The organism is Pelotomaculum propionicicum (genome assembly GCF_004369225.1).
Classification (GTDB): domain Bacteria; phylum Bacillota; class Desulfotomaculia; order Desulfotomaculales; family Pelotomaculaceae; genus Pelotomaculum_B; species Pelotomaculum_B propionicicum.
Map to the genome: position 1 here is coordinate 95,148 of NZ_QFFZ01000002.1, position 25,412 is coordinate 120,559.

Here is a 25,412-nt window from a genome sequence, read left to right on the forward strand (position 1 = left end):
ATATCAACATCCCTCCCCACCGGTATATACTAAAACCTGTTTAACCCGAAGTTCCACACTCTCCGCCCCGGCCGGTCAAAATCTCCAGGCCGTGCGGCAGAGCCGGCATAATTACCTCCAGGCACTCTCTCGCTCCTTTAACACTGCCGGGCAGATTAATAATCAGGGTGCTGCTGCGGATACCGGCCACCGCCCTGGAGAGCATGGCCCTGTTGGTCTTTTTCATACTTTCCCGGCGCATGGCCTCGGCCAGCCCGGGCACTTCCCGCCCGATTACGGCAAGGGTCGCTTCCGGGGTATTGTCCCTGGGACTTAAGCCTGTTCCGCCTGTGGTAAAGATCAGGTCAACCTTTTCCCTGTCGGACAGGTCGATCAAAGCCCATTTCAAACCATCCAAATCGTCGGGCAAAACCTGATAACTAACCACTTTGCCCAGTGATTCAACCATCTTAGTGATAGCCGGGCCGCTTTCATCCACCCTCTCGCCGCGGGAACCCTTGTCACTAACGGTAATCACGGCAATCCTGTACAACCTTCTCACCTCTTATCCCGGGATATTACGGGTGCGATTCTCCAACCTTTACAGCCATTTCTCCTCACCCTCGCGGTCAAAGGAGCCGCTTTTGCCCCCGCTTTTATGGATAAGCCTGATGGCTCCGATAACCATTTCCCGGTCAACCGCCTTGCACATGTCGTAAATGGCCAGCGCCGACGCTGATACAGCGGTGAGAGCCTCCATTTCCACCCCGGTTTGTCCCGTAGTTCTGACCCTGGCCTCTATTTCGACCCTGCTTAGCTCCCGGTCGGGACGAAACTGCACATCGATGCCCGTCAGCGCTAAAGGATGGCAGAGGGGTATTATCTCCGGAGTTTTCTTTGCCGCCATAATCCCGGCTATACGGGCCACACCGAACACCTCTCCTTTAGGTGTTTTCCCTTCCAGGATCATATCAAGCGTTCCGGGACGCATGGCAACTTCTCCCCGGGCTATAGCTTCCCTGCGGGTAATTTCCTTTGCTCCCACCTCTACCATCCTGGCTTGGCCCCGTTCATCCAGGTGAGTCAACTCATTCAAAAATAACATCTCCCATACTAGAGTTTTACCGGCTTCTACTTTTAAACGGAGATTTCGGTATTCTTCAACTATTTTCTTTATAATCAACAACCAGCTATTCCCCAAAAACAAACAAAGTAATACTTCAATTATAACAGGTGGTTATCCTGCCCGTCCTTGGAAGGTTGAACAAAAAAATCCAAGAATTTTCTAATAAAAACGTTAATCAACTGCGCCACATAACTTTGCCGCAGTCCCGCAAGTCGTAACCTCCCAGTTTTTTAACCTCCGCCTGAAATTCCGGCAGCGCCATTACTGCCAATAATCTTTGGATATAAGGAGTATCCATATATTTTAAAGGGATGCACAGGTCATACCGTTCTTCGACAATACTGACAAAATCCAAATCCAGAGCTATAGCGGCAGCCCTGATGCCCAGGCCCGCGTCCGCCGCTCCTGCCTTTACCGCCACAGCGACAGCCATATGGGTGTATTCCTCATGGTCGTAACCGCGGATCAAATCAGCGGCAATGTCCTTCTCTCCCAAGAGGTAATCCAGCAGGATCCTGGTGCCGGCGCCGCGCTGCCTGTTGACAAAACTGACATCGTCCCGCCTCAGGTCTGCCAGTTCGTGGATGCCTTTAGGGTTGCCCCTGGCCAGGATTAAGCCCTGCTCCCGGTAGACCAGGTTGACCAGAGCTACTTTCCTGTCCGGCAGTATCCTTTTAACATAGTTAATATTGTACTCCCCTGTTTCCTCATCAAGCAGGTGTGTGCCCGCGCAGTGCGCCTCACCCCTGCGCAGGGCGGTCAGCCCGCCCAGGCTGCCGACATGGGCGGAAGACAGGGTCGCCTCGGGATATTTAAGGCGCAAAAAGTTGGCCAGCACGTCCAGAGAGTTGTCATGACTGCCGATAATAACTGTCGTTTCCCTGATCTCCCGCGGCGTCCTGAACAGCTCTACTGTGGCCGTATCTCCGGCGTTGTAGCCTTCCGAAAGCCTTGGAATCCGGATCACGCCGTCGGCCCGCACAAGTGACATGAGGACTCCCGCGCCCCGCGCAATAGGAGTTGCCACAACCTTGTCCCCCACCTGACCAAGCTTAACCCTTACAAATTCCTCAACGCCCACCGAGGAAACCATCTTTCTTGATACGGTTGCCTCAGCTGTATCCAAAGGCGGCGGCACAGTACCCATTTTTCTAAAGATAACCGGCTTTACAAAAAGGTCCAGGCCCATGTAAGCTGATACTGGATAGCCAGGCACGCCTATAACGGGCTTGCCTTTGATCTCCCCCAGGATGACCGGTTTGCCGGGTTTAGTGGCCACGCCGTGCACCAGCACCGAGCCGAGAGCCCTGATTGCATCCGCTGTGAAATCCTCTGAGCCTGATGAGGACCCGGCGTTGATCAATACAATGTCCGCTTCATCAACCGAGCTTGCCAGCGTAGCTTTGAGGCTTGCAAAATCATCCGCCGTGATTTCTTTGCGCAGCGCTTTGCCCCCCCAACTCTCCACCATTGCCCCCAGCATCCGGGAGTTATATTCAATAATATCACCCGGCTTCAAATCTGTGCCCGGCTGGACCAGTTCTGTGCCGGTAGGCATCAGCGCCACCCTGGGGCGTGGATGCACATACAGGCTATCAACCCCTCCCGCCAGCAGAGCCCCGATATCAACAGGCCTTACCAGGTGGTTGGCGGGAATAATCATCTCGGTGGCGACAATGTCTTCTCCCACAAAACGAACATGCTGCCAGGGGGGCGCAGCATGTATTATTTCAATAAGGTCCGGCTGCACATAGTGCACATCTTCAATCATAATCACAGCGTCGCAGCCTTCCGGCAGGGGGTCACCCGTATCGACAGGGAAAGCCTCCCTTCCCACCCGTAATTTTTTAGGTGAAATTTCGAAAGCCCCGTAGGTGTCATACGAGCGTACAGCCAGGCCGTCCATAGCCGAGGCGTGGTAATGGGGTGAAGATATCCTGGCGTACACCGGCGCCGCCGCTACCCTGCCCAGCGCTTCTTCAGCGGGGACCAGTTCCGGCCGGCCCGGGTTCAGGGCGCCCAGGTCATTTAAATAACTCAAATATTTTTCCAGTGCCGCCTCCCAGGGCAGGTCGTCCAGATAAACCGTACGCTTCATATTTAAAAGCACCTCATTAAGTCTTTTAAAATAATTTCACTTCCACTATCTCCCCGGCCTCAACACCCTCTTTGCCGGCAGGTATGTGCGCCAGGCCGTCGGCTCTGACCATGGTGCTGATTAAGCCTGATTTACCCAGTACAGGTTCGGCAAAAAACCGACCGTCACTATATCCAAGCTTAACCCGGACAAAGTCCTCGCGTCCCGCAGCCGAGCGCAGGTTGCGGGTAATTACCGCTCTCAAAGGAAATTCCATGGCTATTTCTTTAGCCCCTGTTGGGTACCCCCCCATCCGCACAAGGGGCGCCACCATCAGGTCAAAGACAACCATGGCCGAAGCCGGGTGGCCCGGCAGGCCGAAAACAGGTTTCCCTCCCAGGATCGCCCCTAGCGCGGGTTTGCCGGGGCTAATCGCAATGCCGTGAAAAAGGACGCCCGGCTTCCCGGCAGCATCAATTACCTTGGAGGCCACATCGCGTGTGCCGACTGAACTGCCGCCGGAGAAGAGGACCATATCGTTATCTTTCAGGGCGACCCTCAGGATATCTTTTAATTTTTCATAATTGTCGCTGACAATCCCGTACAGCCGCGGGGCACCGCCGCAAGCGGCTATCGCCCCGTACAGGGCGTGGGAGTTGATGTCACGTACCTGGCCGGATAAAGGGTTCTCCCCGGGGTTAACCAGCTCATCTCCAGTGGAAACAATACCTACCTTTAATGAAACGGCCACTTCAACTTCCGTCACACCGATGGATGACAGCATGCCAAGGTCCTGCGCCCTGATTTGGTGGCCAACCGGGAGCGCGATTTCACCCGCGGCTATGTCGTCTCCCCTGCGCACCATGTTCTCTCCGGGCGCGACCGGCTTGATGATGCCGATGGTGCGGCTGTCCAATTCCTCGGTGTACTCCACCATCACCACAGCGTCAGCCCCGGCAGGAAGCATTCCCCCGGTGGGGATGCGGTAAGCCTGGCCTGACTTGACTTCCCCTTCCGGCCGCCTGCCTATGATTATCTCGCCGGTTATATCAACGTATGCCGGCATTCCTTCCGTGGCGCCATATGTATCTCTGGCCCGCACTGCAAAGCCGTCCATGGTGGACCGGTCGAAACCCGGCACATCATCGACGGCGCGCACTTCGGCCGCCAGCCTGCGGCCAAGGCTTTTTAAAACCGGCACCTTTTCGTGCGGCCACTTGTCCGGCAGGTGGGCGGCTATGGCAGCCCTGGCCTCATCTACTGTCAGAACATTAAAAAGTTCAGCCATAGAGTTAAAAACAACCCAGTTCGCATGATTTTATTTTGATTTTAAGTTCATTGGCGGCATTTCCTACCACTTTGGGGGCAACCTTCAATTCTTCAGCCAGTTTTCTGGCCTGCGTGCAGCTGAGCCGCCCTTCTTTGGCCGCCAGCCTTACCGCCTCTAAAACTTCCGGCTTAATTTCCGACATTGCAGCACACTCCTTTTTTAGTATTACTCGCTCAATCAGATCAGCCACTCCTGCCGTGTCATCCAGCCCAAAATGAGGCGCCGGTCCGGCAGGGGCAGTGTCAGTCACCACAGCAACCAGTTCTCCCGCCGGGATTGCCGGGCGTTCAATTGCAGCGTGACGGTAGACTTCTATTTTAGGCCATTTCTCCTTTTTATACCCTTCAAAAATAATCAGATCCAAATCGCCGGCTGCAGCCACAGCCATGTCCATGACTTCCTGCGGCGCCGGGCCGGCTGCAAACTTTTTGAAGAGTGTAACCCCGTTGGGTGACGCCAGTGCTACAACATCAGCACCCGCCCGCGCATGCCGCCAGGTATCCTTCCCTTTTTGATCAAGATCCACTGGGTGGTGGGTATGCTTAATCACACCAAGCAAGTAGCCGCGGCTTTTCAGCACTGCGATCAGCTTTTCCAAAAAAGTGGTTTTCCCTGAGCCGGAATAACCAACCAAGCCAACAACAGGCACTGTTTTTTTCACAGGAACCTCCGATTTGAGTCGTGAGATGTGGGACGTGAGACGTGGGATTTTTATGAACTGTTATCCCATAACAACACTTATACTCTAGATCCGTCTGACGATCCTATTAGAGTTAATAAATATACTAATGCTGTGCATAATTATATAAAAGCCTACTGTATGACTTCTATCGTGTCGCCGGTTTTAACCTGGCCGCCTTCCAGTACTCTGATGAAGATGCCCTCTCTGGGCATGACGCAGTCACCGGCCTGGTAGAAAATAGCACAGCGGTTGTGGCATTCTTTGCCGATCTGGGTAACCTCGCCGACTGCCTCGCTGCCTATCTTCAGGCGTGTGCCTATTGGCAGTTCAACCAGGTTTATGCCTTCCGTGGTAAGGTTCTCGGCAAAGTCACCGGGGCCGACATCCAGGCCCATCGCCCGCATTTTTTCAATGCTCTCCAGCGCCAAAAGGCTGACTTGGCGGTGCCATGGCCCGCTGTGAGCATCATCCTGCAGGCCGTGTTCCTTAACCAGTATCCCTTCTCCTTTGTCCTTTTTACGCATCCCTTTTTCCGGGCTGGTACATACAGCCTTTATTATACCCATACAGGTTACATCTCCTTTTATATAACAAAATTTATTTTAAGAAAAAAGAGTGATCCCGGCACTTATATTTTTTAACTTTTTAAAGCTTGATAACCACAGCACAAAACCTACCCGCCAATTTGGGACATGCTCCTGCGCTTATCCCTCCAGCCGTCCAGCATATGGTGCCGGTCCGGTTTCATATAAACCGCGTCAAGAATTAATTCAGCAACTTCCCTGATCCGCGCTCCCTCACGCAGCGGGGTCCTCAAATCCACTTCCCGCTCGTCGTAAAGGCAAGGCCTCAGTCCTCCGCTGGCGGTCAGGCGCAGGCGGTTGCATTTCTCGCAGAAATGTTCGCTCATGGAGTTGATAAAGCCAACAGTTCCGGCAGCGTCCTTAAAGCGGTAATATTTGGCCGGGCCGCCGCCGGAAGTCATTGTGGCCGGCAGCAATTGGCCGATTTTCCTTTTTAGCCTGTCCATTATCTCCCCGGCCGGGACAAAGCGCCCCTTGGACCAGGTCAGGGAGGAACCTATGGGCATCAGCTCAATAAAGCGTATGTGCAGTGGATTTTCCAGAGTAAGGCGGGCCATGTCCACAACCTCATCATCGTTGAAATCACGGATCACCACAGTATTTAATTTAACCGGATGAAGCCCGGCCTCCAAAGCTGACTGGATTCCCTGCCAGGCCTGGGCCAGTTCACCGCCGCGCGTTAAATCCCGGTAGCGCTCATCCTTTAGAGTATCCAGGCTGATATTGACCCTTTTGACACCCGCTTCTTTAAGAGCTTTGGCGCGGGCAGGCAGCAGCAGGCCGTTGGTGGTGAGGGTAATATCATCGATGCCGGGAATAGTTGAAATGCGCCGCACCAAATCATCCAATCCCTTGCGCACCAACGGTTCGCCCCCGGTCAGGCGTATTTTTTTAATCCCGATTAGCGCCGCGGCCTTGATGATGGTTTCGATCTCCTCCAGGCGCAGGATCTCCTCATGGGAAGCAGACTTAACTCCCTCCGGCGGCATGCAGTAAATACAGCGCAAATTGCACTTGTCGGTAACCGAAACACGCAGGTATTCTATGTCCCGCCTGTAAGTATCAAGCATATTTTCACCTTCTGATTTATAAGTTAGTCAACCAAAAAAATTAATTATATGTCTTCTACCGGCCGCGCTGCTGGGCCGTAGTCAGAACGGCGGTAATGCCAAAGGCCAGCAGCAGCAGGATAATACTAAGAGCGGTAGCTGTTTCCCATCTTCCCTTATTCACTTCCAAAACAGTGGCGGTTGTAAGTACCGCCGTGTATCCTTTCAAGTTGCCGCCCACCATCATGGAGGCGCCAACTTCAGATATCGCCCCGCCAAAACCGGCGATAACCGCCGCCAACAGGCCAAGCCTGGCTTCCCTCAAAAGCAGCCACAGCAACTGCAGGCGCGAAGCGCCCAGGGCCAGGATCTGGAGCCTGATCTTGGGGTTCAGGGACTGAATGGCGGCGATAGTAAAACCAGTGATAATCGGCGCCGCAATGATGATCTGGGCCACTATCATCGCTGTAGGCGTGTACAGCAGGCTCAGGAAACCCAGGGGGCCGTAGCGGCTTAGGGTCAGCCAGACCCATAATCCCACCACTACCGGCGGCAGGCCCATACCGAAATTAATGATACTTACCACCAGCTTGCGCCCGGGGAAAGAGGCAAGAGCTAAAAAAGTGCCCAGGGGCATGCCGAGCAACAGGCCAATCAGTGTGGCTGTTCCTGATACGTGAAGGGTACGGAAGATAACCTCAAACACATCCCGGTCTCCACTAAACAGCAGGCGTAACGCTTCCAGCAGCCCCTGCCAGTAAACTTCCATAGACATCACCTTTTTTATGGACTCTTAGCATGAGATAAAAACTGTCTAAGGCTTGTCTCCCTTATGCTTGAAATAATATAACCCGCCGCTAATTTTAGGGCCTGTCAGCCCTGAAATATCTGTTCAAAAGAGTTTTGAATAAAACTATCGACTTCGCGCTGAAACTCCCGGTACCTGCGCAAGAGCTCTTCAGCGCCGGGGGTCAGCTTGGCTCCGCCGCCCATCTCACCGCCAACCTGCGTCACAAGGAGCGGCACTCCCCAATGCTTTTCCGCCACCTTGATTTTGCCCCAGGCCGCCCGGTAGGACATGGACATTTCCCTGGCCGCCTGTGAAATTGACCCTGTGTCTTTAACTTTAATTAAGATATTAAACAGGCCTTCACCAAAAATAGCCCCGTTTTTTTCCAGCCAAAGCTTGTGTTTAGCGCTAAGCGCCGCAGCACCGGTGTCGTATGACGTACCGCGCACCGTGCCCATGCGATTACCCCCTCAAGGATACTGATCTGGGTTAATCTGAAGCAGATACTAACCAGGGACCTTATTGCGGGAGTGTAACCTCCCATTGAAAAAAAATACATGCTGTTGCGGATAATGTCAAGTTTGCGCAGCAGAACTTGTTATTATTTCTTATTATACACTAAACCCTGCGCCTGTTGTTCGAAAAGGTTAACCAAATCCGGTGCATTCTCCCTGGAAGTTAAATATTAAAGCAGCTAATTTTCATAATATATTAAAAAACATGTCTAATTTGACACTAAATGTAAATAACTCTGGATTTATCCCCCGGCCACAGCAGGGAAAAGAGACACACGGTCACCATCATTAAGGATCACTGCAAAATCCTTATGAATACCATTAACTAAAAACGTGTGCACCTTGTCCTCAGGAATGTTGAGTTTTGTTAACAACTCCCTGCCCGTTAACCCCTCTGTTATAGGCACCGGGATGATTTGTCCAAAAGTTGTTCCCGGGATATAACTCTCCAGACCTGAAAAAACCCTTACTTCGACCTTCAAAAAGTCTCACCTCCTGTAAGATGAATGAAGATTTAAAATAATTGAAGCCCTCATGAACAGTATGAAATTTAGTCTCAGCAATTTTCTTGCCATTATCATAGATGGCAAGCATGACCTGTTATTGTTTACCCATTTTTTTAAAACCCAGCAATACACGGTAAGGCCCCGGAGTGCCGGGCGGCACAAACGCTACCCGGTCACCCGGCTTGATCAGACAGTCTACAGGCATAGCCTTCCCGTTAACAAATACTATTTCAATCCTTTCAGGGGGCAGGTCTAATTTACCGCCGGATCAACTGCGCTGATTTCCTCTTCTAAACTAAGTATAAGCGGGAAAGACCACTTTCTCTCATCAAAAAGCTTTTTTAACTCGCCAAAACCTCTCACTTCAATGTCGCCCATCTTCTCCCTCCTAATCTTTTTACTGTTTGCCGGCAAAACTTACTTCCTCTATACTTCTACTAATAAGGGAAGGGGTTGTGTTACAATATAGTCGCAAATTCCGTGCCGAATGAAAGGAGAACAACCGTGACTGGTCAAGAGGAAAAAGTAACCGTCCTTGAAACTACTATAGACGACATGAACCCGGAAATCTACTCCTATTTATTCGATAAACTCATGAAGGACGGCGCGCTGGACGCCTATGTCATACCCGCGTATATGAAAAAGAACAGGCCGGCCAACCTTTTGTGTGTAATTTGTCATGCGGAAAAGCTGGAAACGTTACTTGAAACCGTCTTCAGGGAAACCTCAACTTTAGGCGTACGGATCAGGGAAGAGAAAAGAAGGGTCCTTTACAGAAGTTTTGAGCCGGTAAATACCCCCTGGGGGGAAGTTACAGTGAAAACCGGCTTCGCCGGTGAAGACAAAAAAGAAATTCTGCAAATTGCCCCGGAATACGAAGAATGCAGGAGTCTTTCTGAAAAATCCGGTATTCCCCTGAAAAAAGTTTACACAGCCGCCCTGCTGGCCTTTGAAAAGCTGAAGAAATAACAAGGGAGTTTACTCTATATCTTCTGGACCTTGGTTATGGTTATGATGGTGTTGGTGAACATTCTCCCGGGCGGAACCGCGGCCTGGATAACGCTCACCCACGATCAGCCTTAACAGGTTGGGGTGCTCCATAACCTTTTTACCGGCGCCGTAGCCTACTTTTTCAACAGTCAGGGCCGGCAGGTCAATGAAACCATCCGCCAGCACAGAAACAAGGGCGGCCCCGGTGGGAGTCACCAATTCCCCTTCGATACCAGCGCCGTAAACAGGAGCCTGCCGCAGCACTTCCAGTGTGGCGGGCGCCGGTGATGGGATTACGCCGTGCATACACCTGATAAAACCTTTGCCCATGGGCAGGGGTGAAGCGTAAACCTTGTCCACCCCAAGCCGGCTCAGGCCCAGTACTGTGCCCACCACATCCACTATAGCGTCAACCGCCCCAACCTCATGGAAGTGGACCTGGTCCGGCGCTGTATCATGGACGGCAGCCTCAGCCTCTGCCAGGCGGTGAAAAACAGCCTTGCTTTTCTCTTTTACTTCCGCCGGCAGCCCGCTGTTGTCTATAATCTTTAAGATGTCGTCCAGGCGCCGCTCGGGCTGATTTGTTTCCAGCAGGTCAACAAAGACATTGGCGCAGGAAATACCGTTTCTTTTTTCTCTTTTCCAATAAATTTCATAGCCGTCAACCGGCAGCAGCGCCAACTGCTCCTTTAACAAAGCAAAGTCAACTCCGGCGCTGACCAGTGCGCCCAGGCACATATCACCGCTTATACCTGAAAAACAATCAAAATAAGCTATTCTCACTCACGCGCCCCCTCCATCATACGGGTTATGGCGTTGGCCATGGCAGCGGCGCCAAAACCGTTGTCGATATTTACCACGCTGACTCCTGAAGCGCAACTGTTAAGCATGGAGAGCAGCGCGGCCAGCCCGTTGAAGCTGGCTCCGTAACCGACACTGGTCGGCACGGCGATAACAGGCTGTTCGGCCAGCCCGCCCACAACACTGGCCAGGGCCCCCTCCATACCTGCCACCACAATAATGACATGAGCCCAGCGCATCTCATCCAGCTTATCCAGAAGCCGGTGAATACCCGCGACACCCACATCGTAAACTCTCCGCACCTCGTTGCCCATCACCTCTGCTGTAACGGCGGCCTCCTCAGCCACCGGCAGGTCGGCTGTCCCGGCGCTGACCACAAGGATTCTCCCCTTTTGAGCCGGCTGTTTGCCCCCGCCAATGACGATAGTCCGGGCCAGTTCATTGTAAATAGCCTCCGGGTAGATTTCCCTTACTTTCAGAAAAGCTTCATCTGAAGCTCTTGTACCCAGGATCACCCTGTCCCCGCCGCCCAGCTTTTTAAAGATACCGGCAACCTGTTCCGCAGTTTTGCCCTGGCAGAAAACAACTTCCGGAAAGCCTTTGCGCAAAGCGCGGTGGTGGTCTATAACCGCAAAGCCCAGGTCTTCATATGGTAAGTTCTTAAGCCTGTCCAGCGCTTCCGCCACATCAATTTTATGTTCCTTCACATTTTCCAGCAGCTTGCGCAGCTCATTTCTTTGCACCAGCGGCAAATCCCTTCTGACTTGACTTCTAACCTATATTATAAGGCCAAAAACCACACCGGCAAAATAAAAATCATCCTTCAACCGGCAGACCGGGACAAAGCATTCGCACAGCCCCCGCATGTTCATTTATGGAACATGCTGGAACCCCACAAAACCACATTCGACATCACCGGAGAAGAACTGGATCGGGTCCATAACTATTAAAAACCCCAGACTAACCCCACATAAAACCTTGCCCCCGCAAACACGGGGGCAAGGGCCTCTTTTTTTACACAATCTGCTGTGTTTGTAAGAACATGAAGAATGCGCTCTTTGGTATTTCGCAGTACGGAGTTGCTTTATGCCTGTCAGTAGTTGTCTATTAACACATTTTTATTGTGCATTGTATGAAGCTTCTAATTCCCGGAGCATTAACTCTAATTGCTCAGGCTCTTTTGTATATGCATTTATTGAGGCTATGGCGTTTCTTGCGATTTCAACTGACTTTATTTCCTTGTCAATTCCAATCACTTTCCTTCCCTCACTGATCGCTGCTACGGCAGTAGTTCCGCTACCAATAAAACAATCAAGCACAATATCATCAGGATCAGTAAATAACTTTATTATTCTTCTTGGCAATTCAACAGGAAACTTTGAATCATGGTCGGAGTTACTACGAACAGATGCAATTTCCCACACCCCCCTAGAACCCCAATTAACCCACTCTTGTTTTGTAAGCCGTGCTCTGTCAACCTTCGTGATTCCTGGTTTCCAAAAGATATATAGATATTCGAATTCATCAACAGAGCGGTAAGATATTGTGTGCCACCTGGAGTTTTCCCAAGCAGCGTCTTTCACCCAAATACGGCGGTCATATAAATAGAATCCTGCACCGGTTGCAGCTTGCTCAATCAGTCCACCAACTAAATACACTCTTGTCTGAGACTGATACTTGCCTCCTCTAACATTATTACCGTTCAACCTCCTGTCAATTGTTTGCTCGCTGCACTTGAAATATTCAGCAAGCTTGTACCGGTTCCATTCAGGATGTTTTTTCATGACTTCTACAATTTCTTCTTTTGAAAGCGTGATTTTTCTCCGTGAAACGTTTTCTGCCATAATTTTTGGCATTGTTTCATCCTTAAAACATAGAATATCTGCTATATTAATTACTAAAAAGCCTCCAGGTTTAATAATCGGAAAATGATGTTTAATAACCTCTTTTAATAAATTTTCCCATCCCCTAAAGGTTAAATATTTTTCATATTCTTTTCCCACATAATATGGTGGGGACCATACACTCAGCGCAATTGATTCTCGAGCAATTTTTTTCAAAAGAAACCTGGCATCTCCATGATAAATATTATTAGGAGAAAGTGTCTTTGAAAACTCTATGACTGCCATAATCCTTTACACTCCTTAATATTTTCCTCGTATGTTAGCGTCTGAATACGCCAAGCAGATTTTTCTTTTAATTTACTAAAGCTCACCCTTACCCTAAAATCTTCGCCTCGTGATGGTGCATTTCTCCCAACCAACCATATTCCATCATCAAATGTTGGATTGTATGTATCTTGCAGGCGGCCATTTGGTATTGCAGCAATGGTAACTTCCTTTAAGTGGTGTACATTATTATCATCATCGTACATGAAGTGTATAAGACAGGTTGTTGTAAGGTAGTTCTTCCCTCCATATTCTGATATTTCAGGAAGCAAACCTTTTTCGTTGATTTCATTACCCGATCTTCTTTGTCTTATCCACATTGAAGTTTGAGACATTTGAATAGTTGCAGACCGGTTTTCTTTTTCAGCCTTTGAATCTATAAACAGAGCCTGTCGAACCGTTCGTTCCGGCAATATAACATATCTGGCCTTCTTATAGTCAACGGTACCATACACTCGTTGCTGAACATTAAACCCAGATAATCTATCAAGCAATTCCCTTGTTATATCTTCTGCAATGTCCTTTACACTATCAGGTGATTTTAGAAAAATCTCGTGCGCTTCCATTCCAAAATCGTAAACAGCCTGAAATACCCATCTTAATGTGAGTTTTTCAATTTCCTCTATCTCGTCCAATGATAAATCCACAGGGTCTTTTTCGTTCATCTTATTTCTCCTACCTTTCTACTCTTACGCCCAGCGATCGAAATAAGCTGTAGTGCTGACCTTCGTGTTGATTGCTTTGTTGGCTCTTAGTCATTCTGTGCTGGTTTAATGCTTCTATTTCTGTAAATCATTCTTTTTCCTGTTTAACATATAAGTATATATTCGCCGTCTTTACTTTTACTCGAAAGGATAATTCCATACATTTAGTACAATTCCTGCCACAAATATGAATTTAATCTCAGAGCCTCTACACAGACAAACTCCAAGTCCTTAGATTATAGACCAATCCCTTCTGCAATCTACCTTAATCAAGCCTGAGAGAACATGTGCTTTGTCAATATTCTCTATATTTAATACAAGCAATTATTGTTCCTCAATGGAGCGAATCAGTCAATTGAGTTTATTTTATCCTTATTAACCGGTCTTCTGTCAGTATGGCATGCACAGGTATATCATGCGGCCCCGGGTAAACGTCAGACAGCACCTGAAATTCATAGGCCAGGGCAGCGAATACTGTTCCCGGTCCGGTAAGGGGCAAAAACCGGTCATAAAACCCCCGGCCAAAGCCCAGCCGGTTTCCGGCGGTGTCAAAAGCCACCCCCGGCACTATGACCAGGTCGAGCGTCTCCGGGTTCAGCGGCCGCAAGGCCTGTGGCCCGGGCTCCGGAATACCCCACGCGCCTGGCTGCAGGTCGCCGGGGTAATTTAGAAGGAGCGACGGTATCAGCTGGTTTGCGGCAGTATCGGTAACGGGTACTGCTACTTTTTTGCCGGCTGCCAGGCTCTTAACAACTATTTCATCGGTACGCGCCTCATTGCGAAAATCCAGGTAGATCATCATGCTGCGAGAGCGCCGGTATTCTTCCAAATCCAGCAGCCTGGCGGCGATTCTTCGGCTTTTTTCGGCCACCTGCGCGGGTGTTAAGCCGTTTCTCATCTGCAAAATCTGTTTCCTCAACCGGCTTTTCGGCAAGTAAATACCCCCATCTTATCAACCATCATTTTCATTTTAACACTCTGGAGATGACTGCAGGGCTCAAATATTTTTACTTTTGTTTCCATAATATGAATGACCGCTTTTCCATGTAAGCGGTCACCCATAATAAAACATATCGCCTGAAAATCATTTTATTACTTATAACTTGTAAACCTCATTGCCGCTTAGAATGCGGGTGCCGCTTTCCTGCAGGACTTTGACCGCCTCGTCAAGCCGCTCCACCCTGAAAACAACAAGGGCGGCGCCGGCTGATTTCTGCAGAAAAGCGTAGAGGTACTCAATGTTCATGCCCGCCCGGTCCAACAACTGAAGGACTTCAGCCAGCCCCCCCGGTTTGTCGGCCACTTCCACCGCGATTACATCGGTTGCGCTTACCGTAAACCCTGAATTCTTTAAGATTTGGTACGCTTTCTCCGGATCGTTTACAATCAGCCTTAATATGCCAAAATCAGTTGTGTCGGCGATTGACAGCGCCCGGATGTTGATGCCGTTTTCTCCGAGCGTCCTGGTCACCTGGGCCAGGCGGCCAGACTTGTTTTCCAAGAAAACAGAAATCTGCTTAACCTTCATATTTACGCCCCCCCTGTAAGGTAGATTCGCACATCCCGGCCAGTTTGGCCAGACGCCTGCGTTCCCACAGTTAAAGATAATATTCAACAGCGCCGTGCCGGTTCCCTGCAAATTCTGCTTTGAAAATTAACTAATAAATGGCTCACAGCAATTCAAATCTGATCCCGAACTTCTGCTCCAGATCAACATAGGAACGCCCGGTCAGGTCCCTGCCCCTGCGGTCAAAGGCCGGTTCCGGCAGCAGCGCCACAGGCGGGAGACGTCCCGGCTTGTCTCTAAGATATTCTGTCAGGGCTGTTTCGAAATCAGCCACCGTAAGCAAGCCGGCTGCTCCAATTGAACCACCAAAGAAACGGCTTTTCACAGTCAAGACTTCTATTTCCGCTTCTCCCTCTAAAAATTGCATCAATCCGCTATTTATGACCGCACTGCCCAGTTCAGAAGCAAGCGCCAGCGCCCGCTTGGCTCCGTTTCGTCTTAGGGCCAGCGCCATGTCAGTAACCAATACCGGGTCCAGGTCGTAATCCATCACCAGCCCGGACCTTTCCAGCGGCTCTTTTTTGACCTGAAGGGGAACCAACCCTTCCTCTCTCGCGACAATGATTTCCGGTGAAGCGGCCTTGAATACCTGTCTAAAAGCCTGAACCCTGGTCCGGGCCGGAACATTGTTTACCGAATGAATAACATCTCCGCGGCGAATTCCTGCCGCTGCCGCGGGGGTCCCTTTAATCACACCTCCAACCACCGGCTTCAGGTCATAAACCAGGGGGGGTTCACAGGTAAGCGGGACACCGGCCCTGTGCCGCAGACCTGCTGCAAAATCATTAAGCTCTTCCCGCAGGGCCGGCTTGAAACGGAGTGCGGGCGCCGCTAAACGGGTAAACCCCGGTAGGAGCAGGCGAATTGTCTCAGCTCCGCACTGCTCAAGGTACCCGATAGTCTCTTCCAGGTCAGACCACCCCACCAGGTGGGGCATAGCCACAATGCTGCCGTTAAAAGGCAGCCCGTAACTTTTCAGCAGGCGTGTGTTTCGCAACGCGCGGCCAGGGCAGGCGTCCCCCATCAGGGTGTACCTGCTTTTCTCCACTGCGCTGTTCAGTGACAGGTTGACAGTCACACGGCCAAGGCGGCATAAGAAGTCTGTCATACTTTCATCCAGCAGTATGCCGTTGGTGGTAATCTGGACGGCTGTATGGGGCAGGGCGGCACGGACCGCAGATAAAACCTCCCTGATAAAGGGATTGGTTAAAGGCTCACCTTCGATAATTCTTGTTGCCGACTCGCCTATTATCACCGGCCTCGCCGGGTCCAAAAAAGACACTACCTGCCTGACCTCATCCGGGGTACAGGCAGCAATGCGGTATGAAAGAACACCCGGCGGATTCTGTTTGTGTGAACAGAACACGCAGCTTATATTACAGATGGAAGTAACCGGCAGTATGTTCGCTTCCGCCGCCCCGTTTAAGGAAAATACTTCAGTATATGAGAGATTTTTCTTCCCGGAAATTTCACCCACAGAGAAATCCCTTATTCCGCAAGTTATTAACAGACTTATACACATTATCCACAGAAATAATCATCCACAGAACTCCTGTTTCCGGGACACAAGTCATATATTACCCGGGACATTAGTCGCTGATTTTCTTAAAATTACCTTCATATCTTTCCTCACCCAGTTTTAAATCCGGCACTGCATTAAGAGTCAAGGGGGCGAATGCGCCCCGCAGGTATTTATAGTATGCGGCGCAGGCGATCATGGCCGCGTTATCGGTACAAAGGACCGGCGCGGGAATGACCACCCGGATCGATTCCTGCCCGGCTGACTCTGTCAGGGCGGCCCGCAGTCCGGAATTGGAGGCTACCCCGCCGGCGAGCAGGATGGTGGAAACCCCGGTTTCTTTCGCGGCGGCCAGGGTTTTTTCGGTCAGGACATCTGAAACCGCTTGCTGGAAACCGGCCGCCAGGTCGGCTTTGTTCACTTCCTCACCCCGCTGTGCGGCACGGTGCAAATAATTTATTACAGCTGACTTCAGCCCGCTGAAACTGAAATCCAGGCTGCCTTTTTCCAGATAGGCCCTGGGCAGGCTGATCGCCGACGCATCCCCGCCCGCGGCCAGCCGGTCGATCAGCGGCCCGCCGGGGTAGCCGAGGCCTAAAGTCCGGGCCACCTTGTCAAACGCCTCACCCGCGGCGTCGTCCCTGGTCCTGCCCACCACCCGGTAACGGCCGTGCTTCTCTACCAGCACCAGGTCGGTGTGCCCGCCGGAAACCACCAGGCAGAGCAGGGGGAAGGCCAGTCCTGGCTCTGCCAGAAAATTGGCGTAAATATGGCCTTCCAGGTGGTTTACCCCCAGCAGGGGCAGGTCCAGCCCGTAAGCAAAAGCCTTGGCCGCGGCGACTCCTACCAGCAGCGCCCCAACCAGCCCGGGGCCATAGGTTACCGCCACCGCGTCCAGATCTTTAAACCCCAGCCCGGCTGCCGCCAGCGCCTCCTCCACCACCCGGTTCAGCAGTTCCAGGTGCTTGCGGGAAGCCACCTCCGGCACCACACCGCCAAATTTGCGGTGCACATCAACCTGAGAAGATATTATATTCGATAGTATTTGCGAACCATCGGCCACCACCGCCGCCGAGGTTTCGTCACAGGAAGTCTCCAGAGCCAGGATCACAACACTCACTAAAGCCAGCACCGCCTAAATTCTTTATTATATAAATTATTCCACTTTATTTTTCTGTATTATAACACAAAAACGTTCGATTATTACTCCGGCACTACTGAGCAAAGCGGCTGATGCAAAAAACTATACACGCCAGATTACTCGGGTGATCCAAAAAAAGTATAGAAAGGTGTTCGTGGGGAAAACTATTTTAAAATAATGAAGAGGGGTGTCATGCATAATGAACACGCTCAATATCAGCTGGGACAGCTGGAAGAGAACCCTGGGCCAGGCTGTGGAATACGCTGAAGAAATGGGGATTACCAAGGAGCATCTTAATTCAATGGCCTACCAGTTGGGCGATATACTGGCCAGCAGCGTCCCACCCGCCAACCCGGAACAAAAGGCGGTCAAAGAGCTCTGGGAAGTGGCCGACACCGAAGAAAGACAGGTGCTCACCAACCTGATGACCAAACTGGCCAGTAAAAAATAAAGGTAAAGCCATACGGAAAACAGTAAATAACAAACCTGAAACATACTTCATACTTTTGGTAATTTGTAAAACCTCTTAATTCTGAAAGGGGTTTTACTTTTCTAGCAACTTACTTTCCACCATGCAAAAATAACAGCAATGATAATATGTTAATGCTTAACACAGAAAAAACGATAGACAATAGAATTTATTTTTTGGTATAATTTACCCTGGAATTGTTTTTGCCCTTTTCTAGAAAGGGCCAAGGCAACAAAATAGAGGCGAAAAAAGCAAGCCCGGGAACCGGCCATTCCCGGACTTGCCGCTGAAATCAGCTCATGTTTTGTACAAACACGAGATACCGCGAACAGCACTCAATATTTGATGATTGCGGCTGGTGGACGCCTTGCCTCGGAAAGGAGAAGCTATGGCGCATCAAGTAAATCGCACGCTTCTGAACGAGCCTTTTGACCAGTTGATTGTATTGTATGTATGGAGCAAGGCCACCATCATCCCCAAACACGACCAAAACGAGATCAGGAAAGACCGTTGCGGCGCGTGGATTAAATTTGCGGATTACGGCAACGTCAACTCTGAATACGGTTGGGAAATAGACCATGAGAAGCCGGTGGCCAAGGGCGGAACAGATGACTTAAAGAACCTTCAGCCGCTGCACTGGCGCAACAACCGGGGCAAGGGCGACAACTGGCCGGACTGGACGTGTTCTTATAAATCCAGCAAATAACACCGGTATGTGGTAAGGCTTTTGTTGAATGTTGACCTCAGACAACCTTTGTATAGTTGTTCTCCCGGAAACCGGTCGGAAGGGAGTGAAGAAATGAAGGTGTTAAGAAATGTGAAGCTTGGAAAAATCGCCGCTATATTTAATGGGCTGCCCGATACCAGGCAACACGGACTTGTGTACAAGACAAGTTTTATAACATATAATTTTATTCAGCCAAACCATTTGGGAATTTACAACGATATAAACAGCCCTTCGGAAATAAAACGGCAAACTCCTGTTAGCGAGTGCTATTTTATCCGGAAAAACGACATTATACTTAAACGGCTGAATCCGGACGCAGCGACGCTGGTGAGTGAAGACGCGCCGAATACAACCTTCTCAAACAACCTTATTGTTATTCGCGTGTTCAAAGAACATTTCCCGGCTTATATAGCCTGCCTGCTGGAAAACCAGGGCATTGCCCGGCTGAACAACAATATTGTCGGTGCGGTCGCAACTGTCAAGTCTATCTCCGTACAGTCGTTGGCGGCGTTGGACATACCCGCCGTAGAATACGCAAAACAGCTGGCGCTTGGCCGGATGTGGCTGCTGCACAAGCAAAGGAAACGGCTGTTGAGCGATCTGATGACAGAAGATCAAAGGCTTATGGCGGCAGCAATAAAAAACGTCACGGCAGGCGCCGGGGAGGGTGAAAGATGATGGCGACTACCAGAAAAGACATTGAGGCCGCGCTTTGGAGAGGCGCGAACACTTTCAGAGGGGCTATCGACGCGGCCAACTATAAAGATTACATCCTGCCCATGCTTTTCGTTAAATATCTAAGCGACACCTATCTGGAAAACGTCGAAGAACTCAGAAAAAAGTACGATAATCCGGTACGTCTGGAAAGAGCGATAAGCAGGCTCCCCTTTGTCATCAAGGAAGAACACAGCTTCAACTGGCTTTATGACAAAAGATACGGCGACAACCTGGGAGAGCTTGTCAACACGGCTTTGCGCGGCATAGAAGACGACAATCCTTCCCTGTTCACGGGGATATTCAGGAACATTGACTTTAACAGTGAAGCCATGCTGGGCAATCAAAAGCAAAGAAACACCCGCCTGCGGGAGTTGCTGGAAGATTTCGAGTCCCTTGACCTGAGCCCTTCTTCCATCAAGCCCGAGGAAGGCAAGGTGGCCGCGGACACCATAGGCGAAGCGTACGAATATATGATCGGTGAGTTTGCCAGCCAGGCCGGCAAAAAAGCCGGTTCCTTCTTTACGCCCTCCGAAGTGTCGGAACTGATGGCCCGCATTGTCGACCCGAAAATAAGCGACACCATGTACGACCCCACCTGCGGCTCCGGCTCCCTGCTCATAAAAACCGGGAAAACCGCCCAGGCCAAGGAAAACAACGAGATAAAAAAACTTGCCCTGTACGGCCAGGAAATGAACGGCTCCTCCTGGTCAATGGCCAAAATGAACATGTTTCTCCATCAGATCATGGACGCCAGGATCGAATGGGGCGATACCCTGGCCAACCCCCTGCACCTGGACCCGGACGGCAATCTCATGCAGTTTGACGTCATCGTTGCCAACATGCCTTTTTCGCAGGATAAATGGGCCGCGGGTTTTAACACCGGCGGCGAGGTGACCGGCAAAGGCAAAGAATTCAAGATGGAAGCGTCGCTTGACAGGCACCACCGCTTTGACTGGGGTGTGCCCCCTGCCAGCAAGGGCGACTGGGCGTTTTTGCTGCACATGATCGCCAGCCTCAAGAGCGGCGGCAGGATTGCCGCCGTCGCTCCCCACGGCGTTTTGTTCAGGGGCGCGTCGGAAAGCAGGATCAGACAGGCCGTAATCGAGAAAAACCTGCTGGACGCGGTGATCGGCCTGCCCGCCAACCTGTTTTACGGCACCGGTATTCCGGCCTGCATCCTGGTTTTCAAAAAGAACCGCAACCGTGACGACGTCCTTTTTATCGACGCCTCCGGCAGGGACGAAAACGGCAGGCTCCGCTATAAAAAGGACAAGAACCAGAACAAGCTCGAAACAAAACATATCGAGGATATTGTCAACGCCTACAAAAACCGGGCGGATATCAAAAAATTCGCCCACGTGGCCGGCGTCGACGAAATCAAGGCCAACCAATACAACCTGAATATCCCCCGTTATGTTGATACCTTTGAAGAAGAAGCGCTGGTGGATATTGAAGAGGTTAAAACCAATATCGCCAACATCCAGAAGGAACTTGCCGAAGTCGAGGCCCAAATGGCCGTATATCTGAAGGAGTTGGGACTGTGAGCAATATCTATCATTTTTCGTGACGTCACGAAAATGACCGGGCTTACATTTAATGCACTATGAGACATTGAACAGGTGGGAGCTATGAGCGTTGCCAAGTTGAGTTATGACTATAATGACTATTCTTTTCCGGAAGACTGGGAGGAATACAGGTTAAGCCAATTGCTGGAGGTTGTGGAGAGGCCGGTTGATTTAACGGATGACCAGGAATATGACCTCATTACAATTAAACGAAATTTTGGAGGAATTGAAAGCCGGGGTAAACTGGCCGGTGAAAGAATCCTCGTTAAAAGTCAGTTTGAAATACGTGAAGGAGATTTTATTATTTCAAAAAGACAGATAGTTCACGGAGCGTGTGCTGTCGTCTCCAAGAAGCATGAAGGGGCGACCGTATCCAACGAATATGATGTAATGAACTGCAACAACAGGGTATTGCCGTCATTTTTTGATTATTATGTGCAATTGCCTTTTATGAGAAGATTTTTTTATATTGCCAGCGATGGTGTCCATATTGAAAAATTACGTTTTAAAACGCGAGATTGGTTAAGACAAAAAGTTCGTGTTCCTTCAATTATAGAACAACAAAAAATAGTTAAGGTTCTCTCAACCTGGAACAGGGCCATCGAATTGGAAGAACGGCTTATCTCCGAGAAAAAGCAGCAGAAAAAATGGCTGATGCAAAACCTGCTCACAGGCAAAAAACGCCTTCCCGGCTTTACGGAAGGATGGCAAGATATACGACTGGGGGATATTTGTAAAAATGTTTTGGGCGGAGGAACTCCGGCAAGAAATGTTAAAGGTTATTATAAAGGGAACATTCCATGGGTTACAGTTAAAGACTTAGATGGGGCAAAGCAAAAATACGACTCTATTGAACATATAAGCTTAGATGCGATCAGGCAAAGTGCCTCAAAAATCATACCAAAAGGGAATCTTATAGTATCAACCAGAATGGGGTTGGGACGGGGCTTCATTAACATGGTTGATATGGCAATCAATCAGGATATGAAAGGCATTATCCTTAATAGCACATCAGTATCTACTGAGTTTATATTTTATTGCTTTATTGAACTTGGCAACTATTTAGAAAGGTTAGGAAATGGTTCAACAGTCAAAGGTGTAGATTTGTCAACACTACTCAACTTGATAATTAACCTCCCTCCCCTCCCCGAACAAACCGCCATCGCCGAAATCCTATCCACCGCCGACCGTGAAATTGACCTGCATGAAAAGCAACTTGAAGAGCTCAAAAAGCAGAAAAAAGCCCTGATGCAGTTGCTGCTGACAGGTATTGTGAGAGTAAATGCACAGGAGGTGTCTTGATGCCCTACCATACCATTTTCGACGAGCGCCCGGAAAGCCAGGACCGGGCGATAAAAGTATTGGAGAAACTAGGCTATCAATACATACCCCGTTCGCAGGCGGAGATCTTGCGCGGGCGGCTTTCCAACGTGCTGTTCCCCGAGGTTTTACGTGAGTTTATGCAACGCCAGTCTTTCGTATACAGGGGTAAGCGGACGCCTTTCTCCGGACGGTCTATCGGCAAGGCGATTAACGATATTGACGCGCCGCTTATTTCCGGCTTGATGCCGGCAAGCAAAACCATCTATGATATGCTCCTCTCCGGCAACAGCTACGAGGAGGAGCTGTTCGACGGCGGCCGCCAGTCTTTCGACTTGAAGTTTATCGACTGGGAGCAGCCGGAAAACAATATCTGGCAGGTAACGGACGAATTCTCAGTGGAACGGTCGAACGGCAAGTATGCCCGCCCGGATATCGTGCTGCTCGTCAACGGCATTCCCCTGGTGGTGATCGAGTGTAAAAAATCCGGCGTTGATGTGAAAAAAGGTGTTGCCCAAATTGTGCGCAACTGGCAACCCGAATTTATCCCCCACCTGTTCAAATTTGCCCAGGTTGTCATGGCCATAAACCCCAACTCTGTTAAATACGGCACCTGCGGCACGCTTCCCGAGTACTTCAGTGTATGGCGGGAAAAAGACTACATCTGGCAGCAGGAAAAATGCAATAAAGTCAGTCCGGACGGGCAAGTAATTGAGCAGGACAGGGCTATAGTTTCCTTGCTCTCAAAAGAGAGGTTATTGGAAATAATTCGTTATTTTATCCTGTATGACAACAATATAAAGAAAATTGCCCGGTACCAGCAGTATTTCGGCATTCAAACAGCGATGAAACGCATAAAAGGCACAGATGACAGGAATACGAAAAACGGTGTGATCTGGCATACGCAGGGCAGCGGTAAATCCCTTACCATGGTCATGCTGGTTAAAAGAATTATTGCTGACCCGGACATTAAAAACCCTCGTTTTGTGCTTGTCAACGACCGGATCAATCTGGATAAACAGCTAAGAGACAATTTCTCCAAAACACAGCTCAGCCCGGCCCGGGCCAAAACAGGCAAAGGCTTGATCAGCCTGTTGAATGACAAAGGCGAAACCGTCATTACCACCCTTATTCATAAATTTGATAAGGCGGCCAAAAGCAGGATTCAAATCAAAGACACCAATATTTTCCTGTTGGTGGACGAGAGTCACCGCACCCACTACGGCCAGCTTCACAACTTCATGGTTGATGTGCTGCCGAACGCGATAAAGATAGGATTTACCGGCACACCCCTGCTAAAAAAAGACAAGTTCAACACATACGCGCGGTTTGGGCCGCTCATTGACAGTTACCCTATTGACAGGGCTGTCGAAGACGGTGTCATTGTTCCCCTGGTCTATGAGGGCAGGATCATTCCACAGGATGTGGCCGGCGAGAAGATTGACGATTATCTTAAATATATTATCGCGCCGCTTAATCAGGAGCAGCAAGAAGACATGAAGCGCAAATGGAGCCGGTTTCTGCCCCTGGCCCAGACCCGCCAGCGTATAGACATGGTGGCTTTTGATATTCATGAACACTTCATGAGTTATGCCAGGCCAAAAGGGTTTAAGGCCATGGCCGCGGCCTCATCCCGTCCGGCTGCGATTGACCTGCACAAATCAATAAGGAAGCTTGGTGGAATAAAAACAGCGGTAGTGATATCACCGGAAAGCGTTAAAGAAGATGATGAGCTTACCAGCGAAAATAAGGAGAAAATCAGGTCCTTTTTTAAAGAAGAGGTGGAGCCTCTTTTTGGCAATAACTATGAGGAATACGAGGACTGGGCCAAAAACAGCTTCATCAGCGGCGAAGATGTGGATATGCTTATCGTGAAAGATAAGCTTCTAACCGGCTTTGACGCGCCGGTCGCCGCCGTGCTGTACGTGGATAAACCTATGAAGGAACATTCGCTGCTGCAGGCAATAGCCCGTGTCAACCGCGTATATCCCGGCAAAGACTTTGGACTTATTGTGGATTACTGGGGTATTTTCAATAAGCTTAATACCGCCATGGATATGTATTCAGATGTGAAATCCGGCATGAACGGATATGATCGGGCTGACATAGAAGACGCCATTCTTGGCGCCGGTGACCAAAAGCTCAAGTTGGCAAAGGCGCATAAGGAATTATGGACAATCTTTGAGGGAACTGATTTTGATCAAAACAGTTCCGAAGGCTGGCAGAGCGTCTTAGAAGAGCATAATTTAAGAAAAATGTTCTATGAAAAGCTGTCAATATTTTCCCGTTTGCTGGATTTGGCGATGGGAAGCTATGCCTTGTATCATGCCGTCGGCTATGACCAGGTCCAAAGATATAAGGAAGACTTGCTTCATTTTCAAAAACTTCGCGGGGCGGTTATGCTCCGTTACAATGAAAAAACTGATTTTAGCAAATATGAAGACAGCGTAAGAAGCCTGCTGAATAACTTTGTGCTTTCCGAACCAAGCCAGATTATTGTTGAACCTGTTTCAATCCACGACACCGAAGGGATGAAAGAGCAGCTTGCCAGGCTGGACAGCAAAGCGGCCAAAGGCGATGCTATTCGCACCCGTATGATTGGAGAGTTGGAAACCTGCCGTTATGATGACCCTTTACTGTACAAAAAGTTTTCCGAGCAGGTTAAAGAAACCCTTGCTGAATACAAGGCGTCAAGGAATGATGACTCCTATCTTAATAAAATGGAGAAAATGGCGGATGACTTTAAAAGGGGTTATACCGGCCACCATTACCCCGCCTGCATAGACAATGACAGTGATGCGAAAGCTTTTTACGGTTCAATTCGCAATATCATTGCCGGGGCGACAAATCATATCTCGCCGGAAATGGATGAAGCCATGGGGCAATTGGCTAGCGGGGTTAAAACTGCTATAGCCAACCGGGCCAAGGTGGATTGGCGGTTTAATGTTGCGGTCCATAAAGATATGGAGCAAGCGCTCGACGATCTTATCTGGGATTTTACTGAAGAACATGAGCTGAAACTTCCTGTTGAAAAAATTGACCTTATGCTGGAAGGACTAATGAAAACAGCATTGAGCAGGTATTAA

26 protein-coding genes are annotated in these 25,412 nt (G+C 49.8%); 7 read left to right on the plus strand and 19 right to left on the minus strand.

All coding sequences use genetic code 11. The features are described from left to right. Nucleotides 1-40: 40 nt before the first annotated feature. From Pmgp_RS01570 to Pmgp_RS20490, 11 genes are all read right to left on the minus strand, one after another. Nucleotides 41-532: a MogA/MoaB family molybdenum cofactor biosynthesis protein gene (locus tag Pmgp_RS01570; RefSeq protein ID WP_134212210.1), complete on the minus strand. Its 492-nt coding sequence runs from the start codon at nt 530-532 to the stop codon at nt 41-43. 48 nt (nt 533-580) lie between these two features. Next, nucleotides 581-1,075 (minus strand): cyclic pyranopterin monophosphate synthase MoaC, encoded by a 495-nt coding sequence (gene moaC, locus Pmgp_RS01575; RefSeq protein ID WP_134212211.1) that lies wholly within the window; start codon nt 1,073-1,075, stop codon nt 581-583. Nucleotides 1,076-1,280: 205 nt separating this feature from the next. Next, complete coding sequence (locus tag Pmgp_RS01580) at nt 1,281-3,203, minus strand: molybdopterin biosynthesis protein (RefSeq protein WP_134212212.1); 1,923 nt, start codon at nt 3,201-3,203, stop codon at nt 1,281-1,283. 25 nt (nt 3,204-3,228) lie between these two features. Beyond that, on the minus strand, nt 3,229-4,470 hold the full coding sequence (locus tag Pmgp_RS01585) for a molybdopterin molybdotransferase MoeA (RefSeq protein WP_134212213.1): 1,242 nt from the start codon (nt 4,468-4,470) through the stop codon (nt 3,229-3,231). A gap of 4 nt (nt 4,471-4,474) precedes the next feature. Then, nucleotides 4,475-5,173, minus strand: a complete 699-nt coding sequence (gene mobB, locus Pmgp_RS01590) for a molybdopterin-guanine dinucleotide biosynthesis protein B (protein ID WP_205077911.1) — start codon at nt 5,171-5,173, stop codon at nt 4,475-4,477. A gap of 152 nt (nt 5,174-5,325) precedes the next feature. Beyond that, nucleotides 5,326-5,760 (minus strand): MOSC domain-containing protein, encoded by a 435-nt coding sequence (locus Pmgp_RS01595; RefSeq protein ID WP_134212214.1) that lies wholly within the window; start codon nt 5,758-5,760, stop codon nt 5,326-5,328. Nucleotides 5,761-5,867: 107 nt separating this feature from the next. Continuing rightward, the gene (moaA, locus tag Pmgp_RS01600; RefSeq protein WP_134212215.1) at nt 5,868-6,848 is read right to left on the minus strand and encodes a GTP 3',8-cyclase MoaA; all 981 of its coding nucleotides are present in this window, start codon (nt 6,846-6,848) and stop codon (nt 5,868-5,870) included. 55 nt (nt 6,849-6,903) lie between these two features. Further along, nucleotides 6,904-7,596, minus strand: a complete 693-nt coding sequence (locus Pmgp_RS01605; RefSeq protein ID WP_134212216.1) for an ABC transporter permease — start codon at nt 7,594-7,596, stop codon at nt 6,904-6,906. Between the two features lie 104 nt (nt 7,597-7,700). Continuing rightward, the gene (locus Pmgp_RS01610; protein ID WP_134212217.1) at nt 7,701-8,075 is read right to left on the minus strand and encodes a winged helix-turn-helix domain-containing protein; all 375 of its coding nucleotides are present in this window, start codon (nt 8,073-8,075) and stop codon (nt 7,701-7,703) included. A gap of 299 nt (nt 8,076-8,374) precedes the next feature. Beyond that, nucleotides 8,375-8,614 (minus strand): MoaD/ThiS family protein, encoded by a 240-nt coding sequence (locus tag Pmgp_RS01615; RefSeq protein ID WP_134212218.1) that lies wholly within the window; start codon nt 8,612-8,614, stop codon nt 8,375-8,377. Nucleotides 8,615-8,890: 276 nt separating this feature from the next. Next, complete coding sequence (locus Pmgp_RS20490; protein ID WP_282432857.1) at nt 8,891-9,016, minus strand: hypothetical protein; 126 nt, start codon at nt 9,014-9,016, stop codon at nt 8,891-8,893. A 102-nt stretch (nt 9,017-9,118) separates the two neighbouring features. Here Pmgp_RS20490 and larC2 point away from each other — a divergent pair, with 102 nt between their 5' ends. Then, nucleotides 9,119-9,607, plus strand: coding sequence for a nickel pincer cofactor biosynthesis protein LarC2 (larC2, locus tag Pmgp_RS01625; protein WP_345789116.1), 489 nt, complete (start codon nt 9,119-9,121; stop codon nt 9,605-9,607). 9 nt (nt 9,608-9,616) lie between these two features. Here the strand turns inward: larC2 and larC are convergent, their stop codons facing one another. The 8 genes from larC to tsaD form a co-directional block, all read right to left on the minus strand. Continuing rightward, complete coding sequence (gene larC, locus Pmgp_RS01630) at nt 9,617-10,411, minus strand: nickel pincer cofactor biosynthesis protein LarC (protein ID WP_134212220.1); 795 nt, start codon at nt 10,409-10,411, stop codon at nt 9,617-9,619. Beyond that, nucleotides 10,408-11,172, minus strand: coding sequence for a nickel pincer cofactor biosynthesis protein LarB (gene larB, locus Pmgp_RS01635; RefSeq protein WP_134212286.1), 765 nt, complete (start codon nt 11,170-11,172; stop codon nt 10,408-10,410). The genes larC and larB overlap by 4 nt, the downstream gene beginning before the upstream one ends. A 375-nt stretch (nt 11,173-11,547) precedes the next feature. Then, on the minus strand, nt 11,548-12,558 hold the full coding sequence (locus tag Pmgp_RS01640; RefSeq protein ID WP_134212221.1) for a DNA-methyltransferase: 1,011 nt from the start codon (nt 12,556-12,558) through the stop codon (nt 11,548-11,550). After that, nucleotides 12,546-13,262, minus strand: a complete 717-nt coding sequence (locus Pmgp_RS01645) for an SfiI family type II restriction endonuclease (RefSeq protein WP_134212222.1) — start codon at nt 13,260-13,262, stop codon at nt 12,546-12,548. Before Pmgp_RS01645 ends, Pmgp_RS01640 begins: the two co-directional genes overlap by 13 nt. A gap of 400 nt (nt 13,263-13,662) precedes the next feature. Then, entirely contained in the window at nt 13,663-14,235 is a 573-nt protein-coding gene (locus Pmgp_RS01650) for a 5-formyltetrahydrofolate cyclo-ligase (RefSeq protein ID WP_134212223.1), read from the minus strand. A gap of 162 nt (nt 14,236-14,397) precedes the next feature. Next, complete coding sequence (locus Pmgp_RS01655) at nt 14,398-14,829, minus strand: ACT domain-containing protein (RefSeq protein ID WP_134212224.1); 432 nt, start codon at nt 14,827-14,829, stop codon at nt 14,398-14,400. Nucleotides 14,830-14,971: 142 nt separating this feature from the next. After that, nucleotides 14,972-16,345 (minus strand): radical SAM protein, encoded by a 1,374-nt coding sequence (locus Pmgp_RS01660; RefSeq protein ID WP_192902725.1) that lies wholly within the window; start codon nt 16,343-16,345, stop codon nt 14,972-14,974. Nucleotides 16,346-16,457: 112 nt separating this feature from the next. After that, entirely contained in the window at nt 16,458-17,507 is a 1,050-nt protein-coding gene (gene tsaD / locus Pmgp_RS01665; RefSeq protein ID WP_134212226.1) for a tRNA (adenosine(37)-N6)-threonylcarbamoyltransferase complex transferase subunit TsaD, read from the minus strand. 220 nt (nt 17,508-17,727) lie between these two features. Between tsaD and Pmgp_RS01670 the strand changes: the two genes are divergently transcribed. From Pmgp_RS01670 to Pmgp_RS01695, 6 genes are all read left to right on the plus strand, one after another. After that, nucleotides 17,728-17,979: a DUF3243 domain-containing protein gene (locus Pmgp_RS01670; protein ID WP_134212227.1), complete on the plus strand. Its 252-nt coding sequence runs from the start codon at nt 17,728-17,730 to the stop codon at nt 17,977-17,979. Between the two features lie 406 nt (nt 17,980-18,385). Further along, nucleotides 18,386-18,703: an HNH endonuclease signature motif containing protein gene (locus Pmgp_RS01675; protein WP_134212228.1), complete on the plus strand. Its 318-nt coding sequence runs from the start codon at nt 18,386-18,388 to the stop codon at nt 18,701-18,703. Nucleotides 18,704-18,796: 93 nt separating this feature from the next. Beyond that, nucleotides 18,797-19,402, plus strand: coding sequence for a restriction endonuclease subunit S domain-containing protein (locus tag Pmgp_RS01680; RefSeq protein WP_134212229.1), 606 nt, complete (start codon nt 18,797-18,799; stop codon nt 19,400-19,402). Next, nucleotides 19,399-20,985 (plus strand): type I restriction-modification system subunit M, encoded by a 1,587-nt coding sequence (locus Pmgp_RS01685; protein ID WP_243119681.1) that lies wholly within the window; start codon nt 19,399-19,401, stop codon nt 20,983-20,985. The genes Pmgp_RS01680 and Pmgp_RS01685 overlap by 4 nt, the downstream gene beginning before the upstream one ends. A gap of 84 nt (nt 20,986-21,069) precedes the next feature. Further along, nucleotides 21,070-22,308, plus strand: coding sequence for a restriction endonuclease subunit S (locus Pmgp_RS01690; RefSeq protein WP_134212230.1), 1,239 nt, complete (start codon nt 21,070-21,072; stop codon nt 22,306-22,308). Then, the gene (locus tag Pmgp_RS01695; RefSeq protein WP_134212231.1) at nt 22,308-25,412 is read left to right on the plus strand and encodes a type I restriction endonuclease subunit R; all 3,105 of its coding nucleotides are present in this window, start codon (nt 22,308-22,310) and stop codon (nt 25,410-25,412) included. Before Pmgp_RS01690 ends, Pmgp_RS01695 begins: the two co-directional genes overlap by 1 nt.